15 protein-coding genes and 1 pseudogene are annotated in these 15,798 nt (G+C 70.2%); 13 read left to right on the top strand and 3 right to left on the bottom strand.

What is annotated here, in order from left to right; genetic code table 11:
* Positions 1–41: 41 nt before the first annotated feature.
* The 7 genes from ACFY6U_RS46525 to ACFY6U_RS46495 all read left to right on the top strand — a co-directional run bounded on the left by ACFY6U_RS46525 (position 42) and on the right by ACFY6U_RS46495 (position 8,137).
* Complete coding sequence (locus ACFY6U_RS46525) at positions 42–1,250, top strand: ROK family protein (RefSeq protein WP_390048379.1); 1,209 nt, start codon at positions 42–44, stop codon at positions 1,248–1,250.
* A gap of 101 nt (positions 1,251–1,351) precedes the next feature.
* On the top strand, positions 1,352–1,843 hold the full coding sequence (locus ACFY6U_RS46520; RefSeq protein WP_390048377.1) for an NUDIX hydrolase: 492 nt from the start codon (positions 1,352–1,354) through the stop codon (positions 1,841–1,843).
* Between the two features lie 162 nt (positions 1,844–2,005).
* Positions 2,006–3,493, top strand: coding sequence for an APC family permease (locus ACFY6U_RS46515; RefSeq protein ID WP_390048376.1), 1,488 nt, complete (start codon positions 2,006–2,008; stop codon positions 3,491–3,493).
* Complete coding sequence (locus ACFY6U_RS46510) at positions 3,490–4,503, top strand: acetamidase/formamidase family protein (protein WP_390048374.1); 1,014 nt, start codon at positions 3,490–3,492, stop codon at positions 4,501–4,503. Before ACFY6U_RS46515 ends, ACFY6U_RS46510 begins: the two co-directional genes overlap by 4 nt.
* 52 nt (positions 4,504–4,555) lie before the next feature.
* Positions 4,556–5,158: an N-acetylmuramoyl-L-alanine amidase gene (locus ACFY6U_RS46505; RefSeq protein ID WP_390048372.1), complete on the top strand. Its 603-nt coding sequence runs from the start codon at positions 4,556–4,558 to the stop codon at positions 5,156–5,158.
* 102 nt (positions 5,159–5,260) lie between these two features.
* Positions 5,261–6,517, top strand: coding sequence for a GAF domain-containing protein (locus ACFY6U_RS46500; RefSeq protein WP_390048370.1), 1,257 nt, complete (start codon positions 5,261–5,263; stop codon positions 6,515–6,517).
* 96 nt (positions 6,518–6,613) lie between these two features.
* Positions 6,614–8,137 (top strand): aldehyde dehydrogenase family protein, encoded by a 1,524-nt coding sequence (locus ACFY6U_RS46495; protein ID WP_390048369.1) that lies wholly within the window; start codon positions 6,614–6,616, stop codon positions 8,135–8,137.
* 61 nt (positions 8,138–8,198) lie between these two features.
* Here ACFY6U_RS46495 and ACFY6U_RS46490 read toward each other — a convergent pair whose 3' ends face one another.
* The gene (locus ACFY6U_RS46490) at positions 8,199–8,690 is read right to left on the bottom strand and encodes a hypothetical protein (RefSeq protein WP_390048367.1); all 492 of its coding nucleotides are present in this window, start codon (positions 8,688–8,690) and stop codon (positions 8,199–8,201) included.
* 483 nt (positions 8,691–9,173) lie between these two features.
* Here ACFY6U_RS46490 and ACFY6U_RS46485 point away from each other — a divergent pair, with 483 nt between their 5' ends.
* Both ACFY6U_RS46485 and ACFY6U_RS46480 read left to right on the top strand, forming a co-directional pair.
* Positions 9,174–9,827, top strand: a complete 654-nt coding sequence (locus ACFY6U_RS46485; protein WP_390048366.1) for a winged helix-turn-helix domain-containing protein — start codon at positions 9,174–9,176, stop codon at positions 9,825–9,827.
* A 5-nt stretch (positions 9,828–9,832) separates the two neighbouring features.
* A complete protein-coding gene (locus ACFY6U_RS46480) occupies positions 9,833–10,114 on the top strand; it encodes a transposase (protein WP_390048364.1) in 282 nt (93 codons plus the stop codon).
* Between the two features lie 173 nt (positions 10,115–10,287).
* Here ACFY6U_RS46480 and ACFY6U_RS46475 read toward each other — a convergent pair.
* Positions 10,288–10,461: pseudogene (locus tag ACFY6U_RS46475) on the bottom strand (aldehyde dehydrogenase family protein); the annotation flags it as partial.
* Positions 10,462–10,750: 289 nt separating this feature from the next.
* On the opposite strand from ACFY6U_RS46475, the gene ACFY6U_RS46470 reads away from it, so the two are divergent.
* Positions 10,751–11,524, top strand: coding sequence for an IclR family transcriptional regulator (locus ACFY6U_RS46470; RefSeq protein WP_390048362.1), 774 nt, complete (start codon positions 10,751–10,753; stop codon positions 11,522–11,524).
* Positions 11,525–11,626: 102 nt separating this feature from the next.
* Here ACFY6U_RS46470 and ACFY6U_RS46465 read toward each other — a convergent pair whose 3' ends face one another.
* Positions 11,627–12,184 (bottom strand): TetR/AcrR family transcriptional regulator, encoded by a 558-nt coding sequence (locus tag ACFY6U_RS46465; protein ID WP_390048361.1) that lies wholly within the window; start codon positions 12,182–12,184, stop codon positions 11,627–11,629.
* Between the two features lie 991 nt (positions 12,185–13,175).
* Between ACFY6U_RS46465 and ACFY6U_RS46460 the strand changes: the two genes are divergently transcribed.
* The 3 genes from ACFY6U_RS46460 to ACFY6U_RS46450 all read left to right on the top strand — a co-directional run.
* Positions 13,176–14,471 (top strand): CaiB/BaiF CoA transferase family protein, encoded by a 1,296-nt coding sequence (locus tag ACFY6U_RS46460; protein WP_390048359.1) that lies wholly within the window; start codon positions 13,176–13,178, stop codon positions 14,469–14,471.
* A 17-nt stretch (positions 14,472–14,488) separates the two neighbouring features.
* A complete protein-coding gene (locus tag ACFY6U_RS46455) occupies positions 14,489–15,391 on the top strand; it encodes a fumarylacetoacetate hydrolase family protein (RefSeq protein WP_390048357.1) in 903 nt (300 codons plus the stop codon).
* Positions 15,388–15,798 (top strand): enoyl-CoA hydratase/isomerase family protein (locus tag ACFY6U_RS46450; RefSeq protein WP_390048355.1); only part of this gene is annotated, 411 nt, incomplete at its 3' end. The genes ACFY6U_RS46455 and ACFY6U_RS46450, both read left to right, overlap by 4 nt.

The raw sequence follows: 15,798 nt of genomic DNA, 5'->3' as shown, positions 1-15,798 counted from the left end.
GTCGAGAGGGTTCCAGAAGGTCCCAGAGGATTGATGGAGGCATGACCGCACCGCTGCACGAGGCCCGTCCGACGGCGACCGGCCGTGCCCTGCCGGACACCCAGCAGGGCATGCGCCGGCGCAACCTCGCGCGCGTGATGCACGCGGTCAGTGCGGAGGGCTCCCTGTCGCGGGCCGCGGTCGCCTCACGCATCGGCCTCACCAGAGCGGCCGTGTCGACCCTCGTCGACGAGCTGATCCGCTGGGGGCTGCTGGAGGAGCTGGGTCCCGAGCGGCCCAGCCGGGTCGGACGGCCGGGCTCGGCGCTCGCGGTGAGCGGGCACGGACCGGCCGGTCTCGGGGCGGAGGTCGGGGTCGACCATCTCGCCGTGTGCGCGGTGGACCTGCGCGGCGAGGTACGCGCGCGTGCCGTGCGGCACGGTGCGAACCGGGGCCGGGATCCACGCCCGGTGCTGGCGGAGCTGACCGGGCTGGTCCGGCGGGTCGCGGCGGACGCGGAACGGGACGGTCTGTGGCCGGCCGGTCTCGCGGTCGCCGTCCCCGGTCTCGTGGCCCGCGACGGACACACGGTCGTCCACGCCCCGAACCTGGACTGGCACGACACGGACCTGGCCGCGCTGCTGCCCGCCGACCTCCCGCCGACGGTGGACAACGAGGCCAACTTCGGCGCCCTCGCCGAGCTGTGGCTCGGGGACGCGACACCCAGCGACTTCCTGCACGTGTCGGCGGAGATCGGTATCGGCGCGGCCGTCGTGGTGGACGGACAACTGCTACGCGGGAAGCGCGGTTTCGCGGGCGAGCTCGGCCATGTGCCGGTCCACCCCGACGGGCCGCGCTGCGCCTGCGGCGGGCGCGGGTGCCTGGAGCAGTACGCCGGCGAGGAGGCGGTGCTGCGCGCGGCCGGCCTCGAATCCCGCGAGGACGCGGTAGGGCTGCTCGCGCAGCGGGCGGGCGCGGACCACGAGGGCGTACGACGCGCCCTGCGGGACGCCGGTACGGCCCTGGGCATCGCCCTGACCGGTGCCGTCAACCTCCTCGACCCCGAGTCCGTGGTCCTGGGCGGCGCCCTGGCGGGCCTCGCCCCCTGGCTCCTGCCGTCCCTGGAAGCGGAACTGGCCGACCGCACAACGGGCCCGGCCTGCCCGGTCTCCGTCTCCCGCCTGGGCTCCGAGGGCCCTCTCCTCGGCGCGGCCCACTCGGTGATCCGTGCCGTCCTGGACGATCCGGCGACCGTGGCTGAGCGGATCTGACCGAGTCGCGGCCGGAAGTCTCCGCCTTCGCGCGCGGTGGTTCGGGTCGGCCACGCCGTGGGGAGTCACCCTGAAGTTCCGTCGGACTTCGGGAGGTTGGCGTGGCCGAGTGGGTTCCCCGCGAGGAGTGGATCAGGACCCAGCCCCAGGCTCTCATCGCCTCATGCGTGTTCATACGGGACGAACGTGATCGGGTCCTGCTGTTGCGCTACGGCCCCGGCCAGCCGGTGGCGGGCGAGTGGTGGCTGCCGGGCGGGATGCTCGACCACGGCGAGGATCCCCTGACCGCGGCCCGGCGGGAGACCCTGGAGGAGACCGGCATCGTTCTCGGTCCGACGCTCAGGCTGCTCGGTATCGACCATCGGGCCGATGTGCACGGCACCGGCCCCGTCCTGGACTGCTTCTTCGACGGCGGGATCCTCCCCGAGGAGACGGCGGTACGGCTCAGCGACGAGCACGACCGGTATGCGCTGTTCTCCCTGCGGGAGTTGGCGTCGACGCCGCTCGTCGCGCCGCTCTCGGCCCTCGTCGCGCTCCATTCGGCGGCGAGTTCGGGTTCCTGCGTCTGTCTGCGGGAGGGCGAGCCCGTGTGAGGCTCGCCCTCCCCATCACCCGTCCGAGTGGCGCGGTTGTCCACAGTCGCCGCTCCGTCCACGGATCCCCCAGGCACTCTTCTGCCCAACCCACAAGCGCCGTACCGTGATTCACGCGAGGCATCCGCCGGAACGAGGGGAACACGCACGTCAGGGGGACGTATGTCGGGAGAGGCGGCCGCGGGACTGCGGCGGGACGCGGTGGGCTTGCGGGAGGTGCTGTTCCAGAGCATCACGGCGATGGCGCCCGCCGCCGCCGTCGCCGCGTCCATTCCGGCGGGGGCGGCATTCGCCGGAGGCAGCCTGCCGCTGGCGGTGTTGATCGCTCTGGTGGCCTGCCTGTTCACCGCGTCGTGCGTGGCCGAGCTGGCGCGCGAGTTGCCGGCGGCCGGCTCGGTGGCCACGTACGCGGCGCAGGGGCTGCATCCGGCCGTGGGCTTCCTGGTCGGCTGGGGCTACGTGTTCGTGGAGGCGCTGGTTCCGCCGTTGCTGCTGCTCCAGCTCGGGTTCACCGCGGCGGGGACCCTGCATGACGAGTGGGCCTCCTGTCCGGCCGACCTGTGGTGGCCGTGGGCGCTGGCCGGCGCCGCCGTCATCGCCGTCGCCGGGTATCTGGGGGTGCGGGCCTCGGCGCGCTTCGGGACCGTCCTCGGGGTCTTCGAGATCGCGGTGTTCCTCGTCTTCTCAGGATGGCTGATCATCCGGGCCGGCGGCCACAACACCCTCTCCGTGTTCGGTACGTCGCACACCGCGGACGGCTACGGAGGGGTCAGCGGGGTCTTCGCCGGTTCCGTCTACACCGTGCTGGCGTTCGCCGGCTTCGAGGCGGCCGCGCCGCTCGCCGAGGAGACCCGCGACCCGCGCCGCACGATGCACCGCGCGGTGCTCGGCGCCGCCGTGGGGATCGGCCTGTTCTACGTGGTGACGACCTATGCGATGAGCGTGTATTTCGGCCCCGGCAGGTTCGCCTCCTTCGGGGCGGCGGGCGAGGCGTCCTGGGAGGGAGTCGCCCGGGCCTCCTTCGGGCTCTTCTGGGTGCTCGTGTTCCTGGCGGTCGTGAACTCCACGATCGCCAACGCCAACGCCTGTGCCAACGTCTCCACGCGAACGGCCTTCGCGCTGGCCCGCATCCGGGTCCTCCCGCGCGTCCTCGGCACGCTCCACCCCCGGTACCGCTCCCCCGTCGCCGGCATCGCGGTCCAGACGGTCGTGGCGGTCGGCGCGGTGCTGGGGCTGGGCTTCGGCTACGACCCGGTGACCGCGTTCCTGCTGCTGGCCACGGTGATCGTCACGGTCGTCATCGGCGTCTACATCGTCGTGAACCTGGCCTGCGCGGGCTACTTCCTGCGTCGCGGTCGCCCGTCCCTCAAGCCCGTACGGCACCTGCTCCTCCCGGTGCTGGGCATCGTGGCGTTCGTCCCCGCCCTGCTCACCGCGGCCGGTCTGCCCGTCTTCGACTTCGTGACGGAGCTGACCGCCCCGGTGTCGTACGCCGGTCCGGTGGTCGGGGTGTGGATGGCGCTCGGAGTGGTCGTCCTGCTGGTGCTGATCCGGCGTCACCCCGAGCGCATAGCCGAGACCGCACGGGTCCACCTCGAAGAGGACACCCCTGGCACCGTCGCCGCACAGAACGGAGCACCACCGCGATGAGCGACCCCCGTATCCTCACCGTCCGTCCCGGACCGGACGACTACGCCTGGACGTTCGGCGGGGTGCCGCCGGTGGCGCGGATCGCGCCCGGCACGGTCCTCGACCTGTACACGGAGGACTGCTTCGCCGGCCGGGTGCGGTCGGAGAAGGACCTGGTTTCCGAGGTGTGCGAGTTCCCGTTCCTGAACCCGCAGACCGGCCCCTTCCACATCGAGGGCGCGGAGCCGGGCGACACCGTCGCCGTGCACTTCGTGTCGATCGAACCGGCCCGGGACTGGGCGGCGTCGACGACGGTACCCCTGTTCGGCGCGCTCACCTCCACGCACACCACTGCCACCCTTCAGCCGCCGCTGCCGGAGACGGTCTGGATCTGGCAGCTGGACCGGGCCCGGCGCACGGCCCTGTTCCGGGCGCACGAGGGCGGCATCGAGCTGGAGCTGCCGATGGACCCGATGCACGGCACGGTCGGGGTGGCCCCCGCGAACCTGGAGGTCCGCTCGGCCCTGGTGCCGGACGCGCACGGCGGAAACATGGACACGCCCGAGATGCGGGCGGGCGTCACCTGCTATCTCGGGGTCAACGTCGAGGGAGCGCTGCTCAGCCTCGGCGACGGGCACGCCCGGCAGGGCGAGGGCGAGACCTGCGGGGTGGCGGTGGAGTGCGCGATGAACACCGTGGTGATCGTCGAACTGCTGAAGGGGATCGCGACGCCGTGGCCCCGGCTGGAGTCGGACACGCACATCGTCTCGACGGGGTCGGCGCGTCCGCTGGAGGACGCCTTCCGGATATCGCAGCTCGACCTGGTGCAGTGGCTGGTGCGCGACTACGGGTTCGGCGAACTCGACGCGTACCAGTACGCGACCCAGACGGTGGAAGCGCCGTTGGCCAACGTGTGCGACACCAACTACACGTGTGTGGCCAAGCTCCGCAAGGAGTGGCTGCCCGCGCGCGAGACTTACCGCGGACTGCATGCGCGACTGCGCGAGACGGCGGCGGCCCTGGGCCGCTGACCGCCCCTCGGCTCCCCGTGCTTCGAGCACGCTTCCGAAAGGCACCCCATCCATGGACCGGGTACGACCGCTCCCCAGCAGACGACGGCTCCTGAAGGGCGCGGCCCTCGCCGCCGTCCCGTACACGCTGCTGCCCGCGGGCCGGGCGGGCGCGCAGACCGGAGTCGTCGACTATCCGTCGGCCGAGTGGCAGGCGGCGAGCAGCGAGAACCGGACCCCGGCCCAGCGTCCCGACGAGTACGCGATCGACCGGGTGATCATCCATGTGACGCAGCAGGCGTACGCCGGCACGCTCTCCATCTTCCAGAACCCGAAGAAGCGGGTGTCCGCGCACTACCTGGTGCGCTCGGCCGACGGGCACGTCGCGCAGTGCGTGCGGGAGACCGACGTGGCCTGGCACGCGGGGAACTGGGAGTACAACACGCGGAGCATCGGCATCGAGCACGAGGGCTGGGTGGACAGGCCGGAGTACTTCACCGACGCCCTGTACAAGGAGTCGGCGCGGCTGACGGCGTCGATCTGCGAGAGATACGGCATCCCGAAGGACCGGGAGCACGTCATCGGGCATGTCGAGGTGCCGGGGACCGACCACACCGATCCGGGCAGGCACTGGGACTGGGTCCGCTACATGAGGCTGGTGGGGCAGTCGGAGTGAGGCTGGTGGACCGGTCCTCGGAGGGAGGGTGGTCGAAACGGTTGTCGGCGCGAACACCCCGCATGACGATGTCCCCAGCCGCATCGCCGTCGGGAGGCCGAGTTGACCGATCCGTGGGTGGCCCTGGAGCCGGGGACCGACCCTGCCGAGCGCGTCCGGGTGCTGCGCCGGGCGCACGAGACGTTCACCACGGCAGGCACCGTGCCGCGCCCGGTGCGGTCCGTGGTGGCCGAGTCGTGGCGGCGTTCCGCCCGGGCCGGGGTGGGGCCGGACGGCGCGGCGCGCGTGGAACTGACAGACGGTGACCTCGGGGCGTATCGGGCGGAGCATCCGCTGGCCCGGGTGATGCCGCTGTTCCGGGAGCTGATGGGGACGTTCGCGGCGGACGGTGAGCACCTGCTGGCGGTGTGCGACGCGAACGGCAGGCTGCTGTGGGTCGAGGGGCATCCGGCGACCCGGCGCCGGGCGGACCGGATGAACTTCGTGCCGGGCGCCCGCTGGTCGGAGAGTGCGGTCGGGACCAACGCGCCGGGGACGGCCGTGGCCGTGGACCGGCCGGTGCAGGTGTTCGCGGCGGAGCACTTCATCCGCCGGGTGCAGCCGTGGACGTGCGCGGCGGCGCCGGTGCACGATCCGCGCACCGGGCGGGTGCTGGGTGCCGTCGACATCACCGGCGGCGACCGGCTGGCGCACCCGCACAGCCTGGGTTTCGTCCAGGCGGTGGCGCGGGCCGCCGAGTCTCAGCTGGCGCTGCTCGATCCGCCGATGCCCACCGACGAGACGCCCGCGTTGACGGCGCTCGGCCGGGACGAGGCCGAGCTCCGGCTGGACGGCCGCCGGATCCGGCTCGGCCGCCGGCACAGCGAGTTGCTGGTGCTGCTGTCCCGCCACCCGGAGGGGCTGACCGGTGACGAGCTGCTGTACGCGCTGTACGAGGACGAGAAGGTGACGCCGGTGACGCTGCGGGCGGAACTGGTCCGGCTGCGCCGGCTGCTGGGCCCGGGGCTGCTCGCCTCCCGGCCGTACCGGCTGGCCGCGCCGGTCGAGTCGGACGTGACCGTGGTGGAGCGGCGGCTGGAGGCGGGCGCGGTGACGGCTGCCGTAGGGGCGTACGCCGGCCCGTTGCTGCCCGGCTCGCAGGCACCCGCGGTCGTACGGCTCAGGCAGCGGCTGGCGGACGGGCTGCGGGCCGGGCTGATCGGGTGTCAGGACCCGGATCTGCTCGCGGAGTGGGCGCACGCGCCGTGGGGCGAGGACGACGTCGAGGTGTGGCGGGCGCTGGCGGCGGTGCGGCCGACGGCGGTCGTACGGTCCCGGCTGGCGGCCCTGGAGGCGGAGCTCGCGGCGCCGGCCGGCTGACCTGCCGCGCAACGTGTTCGCAACGTCCGCTGCCCTAGCCTCCGCGCCGGGAGCTGCCCGACGGAGGGCAGCGCATCTGCAAGGAGGCAGGCCACCATGACCCGTTTCGCGGCGCCCGGCACCGAGGGCGCGATCGTCTCCTACCAGGCGCGCTACGACCACTTCATCGGCGGCGGGTACGTGCCGCCCGCCCGCGGGCAGTACTTCGAGAACCCGTCGCCGGTGAACGGGCAGCCGTTCACCGAGGTGGCGCGTGGCACCGCCGAGGACGTGGAGCGGGCGCTGGACGCGGCGCACGCGGCCGCGCCGGGCTGGGGCCGTACGTCGGTGACGGAGCGTTCCGACATCCTCCTGAAGATCGCCGACCGGATGGAGGCCCACCTCGAACCGCTCGCGGTCGCCGAGAGCTGGGAGAACGGCAAGCCGGTGCGCGAGACGCTGGCCGCCGACATCCCCCTGGCCATCGACCACTTCCGGTACTTCGCGGGGGCGATCCGCGCGCAGGAGGGTTCGCTGGGCGAGGTCGACGACGACACGGTGGCGTACCACTTCCACGAGCCGCTCGGGGTCGTCGCACAGATCATCCCCTGGAACTTCCCCATCCTGATGGCCACCTGGAAGCTCGCACCGGCCCTCGCCGCCGGCAACGCGGTCGTCATCAAGCCGGCCGAGCAGACCCCGGCCTCCATCCACTACTGGATGAGCCTGATCGCGGACCTGCTGCCGCCGGGTGTGGTGAACATCGTCAACGGGTTCGGCGTGGAGGCGGGCAAGCCGCTCGCGTCCAGCCCTCGGGTGGCGAAGGTCGCCTTCACCGGCGAGACCACCACGGGGCGGCTGATCATGCAGTACGCCTCGGAGAACATCAAACCGGTCACGCTCGAACTCGGCGGCAAGTCCCCGAACATCTTCTTCGACGACGTCTGGGCGCACGACGACGACTTCCGTGACAAGGCCCTCGAAGGCTTCACGATGTTCGCGCTCAACCAGGGCGAGGTCTGCACCTGCCCGTCCCGGGCCCTCGTCCAGCGCGGCCACTACGCCGAGTTCATGGAGGCGGCGGTCGCCCGCACCCGCCAGATCAAGCCGGGGCACCCGCTCGACACCGACACGATGATCGGCGCCCAGGCGTCCAACGACCAGCTGGAGAAGATCCTCTCCTACCTCGACATCGGCCGGCAGGAGGGTGCGAAGATCCTCACCGGCGGCGAACGCATCGACCACGACGGAGAGTTGAAGGGCGGCTACTACGTCCAGCCGACCATCTTCGAGGGCGACAACCGGATGCGGATCTTCCAGGAGGAGATCTTCGGGCCGGTCGTCTCGGTGACGTCCTTCGACGACTTCGACGACGCGATCAAGATCGCCAACGACACCCTGTACGGGCTCGGCGCGGGCGTCTGGACCCGCGACATAAACACCGCGTACCGCGCGGGCCGTTCGATCCAGGCCGGCCGGGTGTGGACCAACTGCTACCACGCGTACCCGGCGCACGCGGCGTTCGGCGGCTACAAGCAGTCGGGAATCGGCCGCGAGACGCACAAGATGATGTTGGAGCACTACCAGCAGACGAAGAATCTCCTGGTCTCGTACTCGCCACGCAAGCTGGGCTTCTTCTAGACGCAGAAAAAGGGCGCCTGACCAGGGCAGATGCCCGGCAGGCGCCCTTCTCAGCGCACATCTAAGCAGCGAGTCGAAACACGCCCTTACTCCCGATATCTCCCACCCGTATCCCAGATCTGACCAGCAGTTCCGGGGCATTTCCGGGCCAAGGTCCCGCTAAGGCGCTCTCCGCATCGTCATCGTCCGTCGCCTCCTCCCATCGCCGCATGTAGTCTTCGATCAGGATGTTGGCGTGGTTCCGCGCATCAGCCAGGAACTTGGCGCAGTAGCGGAAGAGGACCTGGATGCTGTGTCCAGCCCGGCGCGCACACTCTGCGGAGTCGACGCCGGAGGCCAACCAGAACGAGATGCCGGCGTGGCGCAGGTCGTAGGGACACTTCGCCAGGTCAAGGGTGTGCTCGTCAAGCGCAAGAACAGCCTCACGCGCTCGCCCCCAGGTGATGCCGTACGCCGAGGCGTCGATGTAGTTCCCCTCTGCGTTGTCGAACAGGCGTCCGTCGGGTGCAACACCGAAGCTTCCTATGTGTTGGCACAACATGCGGACGAGCACTGGAGGAATCGGCACCGGGCGTGTCGAGTGACCGACGCCGGGACGATGGGTCCCACGCAAGGCACCGATCAATGCCGCGCCCAGGCTCTCGCCTATCGCGGGACCGGTGCTCGGAGCGGGTTCACCGACGGCATCGACCGAGGCACTGCCACTTCCCTGGGCGACCCACCGGCCTACCGGATGCTCGTCGGCGTCGGTACCGTCGTACCGCACTTGCAGCCCGGAGCCGTCGCGGATCGCCCCTGGGCACGTCTCGCTGGAGGACGAACCCTTGGTACTTACTGACCTTGGCGTTATAGCGTCTGGGGCGTCGTCGGAACTGGTGACAGGGTCCCTCTTGACTGGTAGCTCGGAAGTATGCGGTATCCGGACGGGGGCGGGCTGACCGCCGAGCAGCGCAAGCGTCGCGAAGAGGTACGCATGCGGGCCGCTGGCCTCTTCGAGGAGGACGTAAGAGTCCCTTGAGTCGCCCGGGAGTTACGGGTGAGTGAGAAGTCGGTCTACCAGTGGCGCCGTGCCTGGGAGTCGGGCGGGCGGGAAGCGCTGCGGTCCCAGGGACCCCCGGGCTACGACTGCCGACTCCGTCCCGGCCTGCAGGCCAAGCTCGCCGCCTGGCTGGAAGAAGGGCCGGCCGCGCACGGCTGGTCGGACGACCAGGTGGGGACCGCCGCACGGGTGCGCACGCTGATCGGGCGGAAGTTTCACCTCTCCTACAGCGTCTCCGGAGTCACCCGGCTGTTGCACCGGATGGGCTTCAGCGTGCAGATGCCCGCCCGGCCCGCCGCCGAACGTGACGAGGACGCGATCACCACATGGCGGGAGGCGACCTGGCAGGAGGTAAACCCTCCGGGCGGCGACCGGCGCGTTCGTCTGCTTCGAGGACGAAGCGGGCGTGACCGGCCGTCCGCCCAAGGGCCGCACCTGGGGCCGACGCGGCATCACCCCGAGAGTCAAGGTATCCGGCCGCAGCCGGGGACGGCTCTCGGCGGCCGGGCTGCTGTGCTACCGGCCTCCCCGCCCGCCTGTGCTACCGGCTGCGCTGGCATACCGGCCGCAGGGGCGAGCGCCGCTCGCTCGGCGAAAGCGACTACATCCACCTGTTCGACGGTGCCCACCAACTGCTCAAGGCCCCGCTGATTGCGGTGTGGGACCGGCTGAGCACCCACATCTCCAAGACGATGAAGGCACTCGTGGCCGAGCGGGAATGGCTGACCGTCATCCTGCTGCCCGGGTATGCGCCCGAGCTCAACCCGGTCGAAGGCCTGTGGGCGCATATCAAGCGCAGCCTGGCCAACCTCGCCGCCCGCACCCTCAGCGAGCTGGAGACCCTCGTCCGCAGGAGTCTCAAGGCGGTGCAGTACCGGCACACCATCCTCGGCGGGTTCCTCGCCGGGACGGGCCTCGCCCTCGGCAGACCGAACTGACCCCAAAACGCCAAGGTCAGTGAGTTCAGCCAGAGCAGGCCGGGCAAGAGGACACCTCATACATGCACTTCCGAGTGCATCAGAATCCGAGACGTCTACTGCAGAGCGGCACCGGACCGTCGAGCGAAGAAGTCTGCGCTGTCTCCGCGGGCCAAGCACAAGGAGCCTGCCTACAGGCGCTCTGGGACGTAGACGCCCTTGGTCGCTTCGCAGATCCGGCCGGAGTTGGCGACGGCGGACTGGAACAGCGGCTCTGCGACAGCATCGATGTCGACGTCGTCCAGGACGATCGCCGCGTCGTTGCCGCCGAGTTCGAGCGTGACGCGCTGGAGGTCGTGGGCGGCGGCCCAGGGGACACGACAGATCGCATCGTGAACGATGTTGCAGATAAGGACTCGGCGGCGTCTTTGACGGCCTTGACTGCGTGCCGGGCCAGGTCTTCATGCCGACAGGTTCGGCGTGTAATGACACGGATGTCCCAATGACGGCATTGCGCTGACCATCACGAAGCATAGAATCGAACCATCATGCGGTCAGGCGATCCATCATGCAGACCGAAGAGCCTCAGCTCCGATCAGGAGCACTTGCCAGGGCGCCCTCACTACGATGATGGGGACCACCAGCGAAGGAGAAAGCGTGAGCGAGTCGTCGGACACGCGGCAGGGAATGCAGTCGGTGCTGCGATCCCTTGATGTCCTCGAAGCTGTGGCCCAGTCACAGCCCGTCGGCATCAGCGCCCTCGCGAGGTCGCTGGGAATCCCGAAGGCGACGGTCCACAGGATCTTGCGCACCCTCGGCGAGGCCGGCTGGCTGGCCCCGCAGGGAGCACCGGGAGAACAGCGCTGGGTCCTGACCGCCCGGGCACTCGCAGTCGGAGCAAGGGTCATGACTCAGGACGACCTGCGGGAACGAGCCCGCCCCGTCCTCGAAGAACTCGGCCGACGAACCGACGAAAACATCCACCTGTCCGCCCCGGACAGCGAGTCGCTGGTCCTGATCGACAAGATGCCGTCCTCACGACCCGTTCAAACGGTCGCACAGGTCGGCGAACGGGTTCCCATGATCCTCACGGCGTCGGGCTGGGCCTTTCTCTCCCGCCTCCCGGCTGCGGAACTGGTCACCCGGATCCCGTCCGTCGTCGAACTGGCCAACGGCACGCGCCTGACCCGTAAGGAACTTCTGGCCGAGATCGAAGCCGTCGCGAGACGAGGTGTTGCTGTCAACCCCGGGCGGTGGCGACCGGACGTCTCCGCGATCGGTTCGGCGATCAACGATCGACAGGGGCAACCAGTGGCGGCCTTGTCGATCTCACTGCCCAGCTACCGACTCACCGACGAACTCCACGAGCCCTACGGTCAGTTGGTAAGAGAGGCGACCGAGCGGATCTCGGCGGAACTCGCACGCCGTTGACGAACGCCCGACGTCCGCCAGGTGCGTACCGAACGTCCGTGGACATCGGCGGAAGTCCGGGACATGGCTCATGAGTCACGACAAGTGTCGAAGGAATACGGGTCAGTCGGTCAGCAGCGCCGGCATGATGACCAGGTCTATGTAACGTGTTGCGTAGTCCATGTCGAGGAAGGCGGCCTCGGTCAGCGGCCGGGCCATCAGCGCGACGAACATCAGTTGCGGCAGGAATTCGACGGCGGCAGGCCGGGCGGTCAGTTCGCCGCGTCGGACGGCCCGGTCCACGAACTGGCCCATCGCGGCGGACTCGGGCTCGACGAGTGACGTGCGCATGGCCGCAGCGAGATCCGGGTCGATGAGCACGGCATGGGCGAGCGCCGCCAACAACTCGGTGTCCCGCTGCACACCTACCACCAGTTGGCCGTACAGGGCCAGCAGGTCACCGCGCAACGTACCGGTATCGATGGCGCTTATGTCCACCGGCCGCGCGGCGTACAGGGCCTCCACGATCATCTGCGGCTTGCCCCGCCATATGCGGTACAGCGTGGCCTTGCTGCAGCGGGCCCGAACCGCCACCGCCTCCATGGTCAAGGCCTCGTAGCCGACCTCGCGCATCACGTCGAGAGCGGTGGTGAGCAGTTCGACCCACCTCTCGTCCGTCATTCGTCTGCGGCTGATCGGCTGGTCCGGCATACGAGGGCCTCCGAATGGAACGAGATGGATGCGTACAGAACAAACCAGCCGGGCGCTGAGAAAGGGCAGGTGAGATCCAACGCGCCGTCTCACAGCGATTCAGGCAGCTTGTCGGCCCACACCCGGGTTCGGCACGCGTGGCCGGGCCCAGTTGGGCCGTACCCTCGCGGACGACGTCCTCTTTGCGGGGGTGGGCCGTCGTGACGGCAGACATGGCGATCGCCATGGGGGATGCTCATCAGCGCTTCCCGTCGATGCGGTGGTTGCGGCGGCCGGGGACAGTTGGGACATGAGGTCATCGACGAGCGCGGGCGCCTGTACCGCTCCGGATGCGCCCGCGAAGACGTCGATACCGGGACGCACGAGGAGTGTGGTGGCGTCGCGGTGGTCGACGAAAGGTGCGTCTCGCCGAGTCGGCGAAGGTCCGCCGCGTCCTGCGTGAGCCACGCGATCTCGCTGTCCGGCGCGCTCACCCGGGCGGCCCCTGAGAGCGCACCGCGGTGACCGGACTGACCCAGTGGGGCGCGAACGCCTCCCCGGCCCCAACCCGACGATCGCGGGGTCAGCATTCACAGGCATCTGCGCTCCTGAACCCTCGCGAGACAGCCGGCGGGTGCGTGGCCGTCGGCCGCCCCTGAGAAGCCTCTCGGCAATGTCCGAACGCTCGGAGGCGTTCAAGAACCTACCGCCAAGATGCTTCGGACCGCCAGTAGATCCACCGATCCAACATGCGGTCCACTTCCGGACGCGTTGCTCTTGGACGCGCCCCTGAGGTGACCTCATCAGCCACCGGATCTGCCCGGTGGTGCGAGCTCACCGTGTCGTAGCGCCCAGCCCACGGGCCCCGGGAGCATCTCCCCCACCCGCTTGACGCTCCTGGAATTACGGGCCTAAGTTTACCGAAGGTCCTTATTGCGGTCCACTGGTCCACATTACGGACCGAGGTGAAGTGAAGGGCGCCATGACAGCGACAACGGAGTTCGCCGGGCCCGGCCCGGCCTTCCTTCGAGGCGTACGCGTCCTCGACGTGACCGGGGCCCTGGCCGGCCCCTACTGCACGACCATCCTGTCCGACCTCGGCGCGGACGTTCTGAAGATCGAACCGGTCAGGGGTGACGGCATGCGCGCCCGGCGGATGGGCCCGGAGCGCAGGTCGATCCCCTTCGACCTGACCCACCGCGACAAGCAGAGCCTCGCGGTCGACATGAAGTCCCCCGCCGGCGCCGACATCGTGCGCTCCCTGGCACGACGCAGCGACGTCCTGGTGGAGAACTTCCGGGTGGGCGCCATGGCGCGGCTCGGCCTCGGCTACGAGGACCTGCGGCCACAGTGCCCCGACCTCGTCTACTGCTCCATCTCCGGTTTCGGGCAGTTCGGCCCGATGCGCGACGCGAAGGGCATCGACCTGATCGCGCAGGCCTACAGCGGACTGATGTCCGTGACCGGGTCGGTCGAGGGGCAACTGGCCAAGGCGGGGTTCCCCGTGTCCGATGTGGGGACCGGCATGTGGGGAGCGATCGGCGTCCTGGCCGCCCTGCTGCGCGCACGCGCCGGTGGCGGCGGCGCGTACATCGACGTCGCGCTCGCGGACTCGGTGGCCGCCTGGTCGCTGTGGGAGGTCGCCGACTACGTGGCGACGGGGGTGGAACCGGCCCCGCTGGGCACCGCTCACCGACTGGCCGCCCCCTACGAGGCGTTCACCTGCCAGGACGGCGTCACTCTCGTGCTCGGTGCGGTCGACCGGGCGTGGGAGGCGCTCTGCACGGTGCTCGAGCTCGATCTGAGCGACGATTCACGCTTCGCCACGGAGTACGAACGCTTCCTGCACCGGGCATCCCTTTCGGAGATCATCCAGGCACGCTTCGCTACGGCCCCGCGGGATCGCTGGATGGACGCGCTGCGCGCGGCAGGGGTCCCGTGCGGTCCGGTCAACGGCATCGGCGACATCCTCACCGACGAACAGTTCGCCGTGCGCGGCCTGTTCGTGCACGACGAGGAGCGCTTCGCGGAGCCGACGATCGTGAACACTCCCATCGTCGCCGACGGCGCACCGCGCGCCCGGGGCCGCGCACCCGAGCTGGGCGCGAACACGGTCGCGGTCCTCACCGGACTGGGATACGACGACGATCGGATCGCCGCACTGGTCACGGACGGTGTCGTCGGCGTGCACGCCGCCGGGGACGCCGCTACCGGCGCCGATCACGCGAAGACGAAGGCGGCCACCCGGGCCGTCCTCGGCGCCGAGGCGCGGAAATGAACCAGGAGGGCACTTTCATGATGACTGCGGCACACACGTCACCGGTGGACTGGACGGACGGTCTCGGCCTAGCGCGGGTCCTGCACGGCGGCGGCCCCGTGGTCGCGCTGCGTCGGGACGGGGCGACCAAGGCACGCCTGGCCCTGGTGGACAAAGACGTCTTCGACGACCTGCCCGCGCTGCTCGAAGCGGCCGGCGGCGACCTGGCCGCCATCGAGGCCGGCGCTGTGATCGACGCGCCGGACCATCGGCTGCTGAGCCCGGTCGGACGCCCTGGCAAGGTCATCTGCATCGGCCAGAACTACCTCGCGCACGTGCACGAGGGCGGCCGCGACACGGGACCGGCTCACCCCGATCTCTTCCCGAAATGGCACACCTCACTGGCAGCGCCCTTCGCCGAAGTGGCCCTGCCACCGGAGTCGGACCAGATCGACTACGAGAGCGAGCTCGCCGTGGTCATCGGTGCCCGGGCGCGTCGGATCGCGGCCGAGGACGCGGAGAGCATCATCTTCGGGTACACCGCGGCCAACGACGTCTCCGTGCGTGACTTCCAGTTCCACACCACGCAGCGGGTCGCCGGCAAGGCCTGGGACGGTCTCACCCCCGTCGGGCCGGTCGTCGTGCCCGCCACGCGACTCGGCGGCGCACGGCCCGACCTCGCCATCAAGGGCACGCTCGACGGTGAGGTTCTCCAGGACGACCGCACCTCCTCACTTCTGTTCGGTGTACCGGAGTTGCTGGCCTACATCACCACCGTGATGACCCTGGAGCCGGGTGACCTGATCCTCACCGGCACCCCCTCCGGGGTGGGCTTCGTTCGCGAGCCGAAGGTCCTGCTGCGCGACGGCTCGGAGTTCGAAGTGCGCATCGAGGGGATCGGCGCGCTGCGCAACCGCTTCGTGGCGGAGAAGGCCGAATGACCGGCGCGACCACCGCACCACGCATTCGCACCGAGGTCCGGAACGCCGTCGGCACTGTCGAGATCAGCAACCCGTCCCGGCGCAACGCGTTGTCCGTGGCGATGATGACCGAACTCGCCACCGCGCTACGGAAGATGGACGAGGACCAGCAGGTGCGCGTGGTCGTCCTCCGCGGCGCCGGCGAACAGGCCTTCGTATCCGGCGCGGACATCAGCGAATTCCCCGGCCGGCAGGACGATGTAGCGCGACAGGCGGCGGACGACGCGGCCACGACCCTGTTCACGCAGCTGTCGGCGCTCTCGGTGCCCGTCGTCGCCCGTATCCACGGCTACTGCCTGGGCGCGGGCATGGCCCTCGCCCTGGGCGCGGACCTGCGCTACGCGGACACCCGCAGTGTCCTGGCCATC

This window comes from Streptomyces sp. NPDC013157, from assembly GCF_042899865.1.
Lineage (GTDB): Bacteria > Actinomycetota > Actinomycetes > Streptomycetales > Streptomycetaceae > Streptomyces.
Note: the sequence above shows the minus strand (reverse complement) of the source record. Positions and strands in the feature narration are given on the sequence as shown.

What these genes read in the sequence shown, in the direction of transcription:
- ACFY6U_RS46515 (WP_390048376.1), top strand. Translation starts at nt 2,006, where the DNA reads ATGTCGGGAGAGGCGGCCGCGGGACTGCGGCGGGACGCGGTGGGCTTG.
- ACFY6U_RS46525 (WP_390048379.1), top strand. Translation starts at nt 42, where the DNA reads ATGACCGCACCGCTGCACGAGGCCCGTCCGACGGCGACCGGCCGTGCC.
- ACFY6U_RS46505 (WP_390048372.1), top strand. Translation starts at nt 4,556, where the DNA reads ATGGACCGGGTACGACCGCTCCCCAGCAGACGACGGCTCCTGAAGGGC.
- ACFY6U_RS46465 (WP_390048361.1), bottom strand. Translation starts at nt 12,184, where the DNA reads ATGACGGACGAGAGGTGGGTCGAACTGCTCACCACCGCTCTCGACGTG.
- ACFY6U_RS46460 (WP_390048359.1), top strand. Translation starts at nt 13,176, where the DNA reads ATGACAGCGACAACGGAGTTCGCCGGGCCCGGCCCGGCCTTCCTTCGA.
- ACFY6U_RS46495 (WP_390048369.1), top strand. Translation starts at nt 6,614, where the DNA reads ATGACCCGTTTCGCGGCGCCCGGCACCGAGGGCGCGATCGTCTCCTAC.
- ACFY6U_RS46455 (WP_390048357.1), top strand. Translation starts at nt 14,489, where the DNA reads ATGATGACTGCGGCACACACGTCACCGGTGGACTGGACGGACGGTCTC.
- ACFY6U_RS46510 (WP_390048374.1), top strand. Translation starts at nt 3,490, where the DNA reads ATGAGCGACCCCCGTATCCTCACCGTCCGTCCCGGACCGGACGACTAC.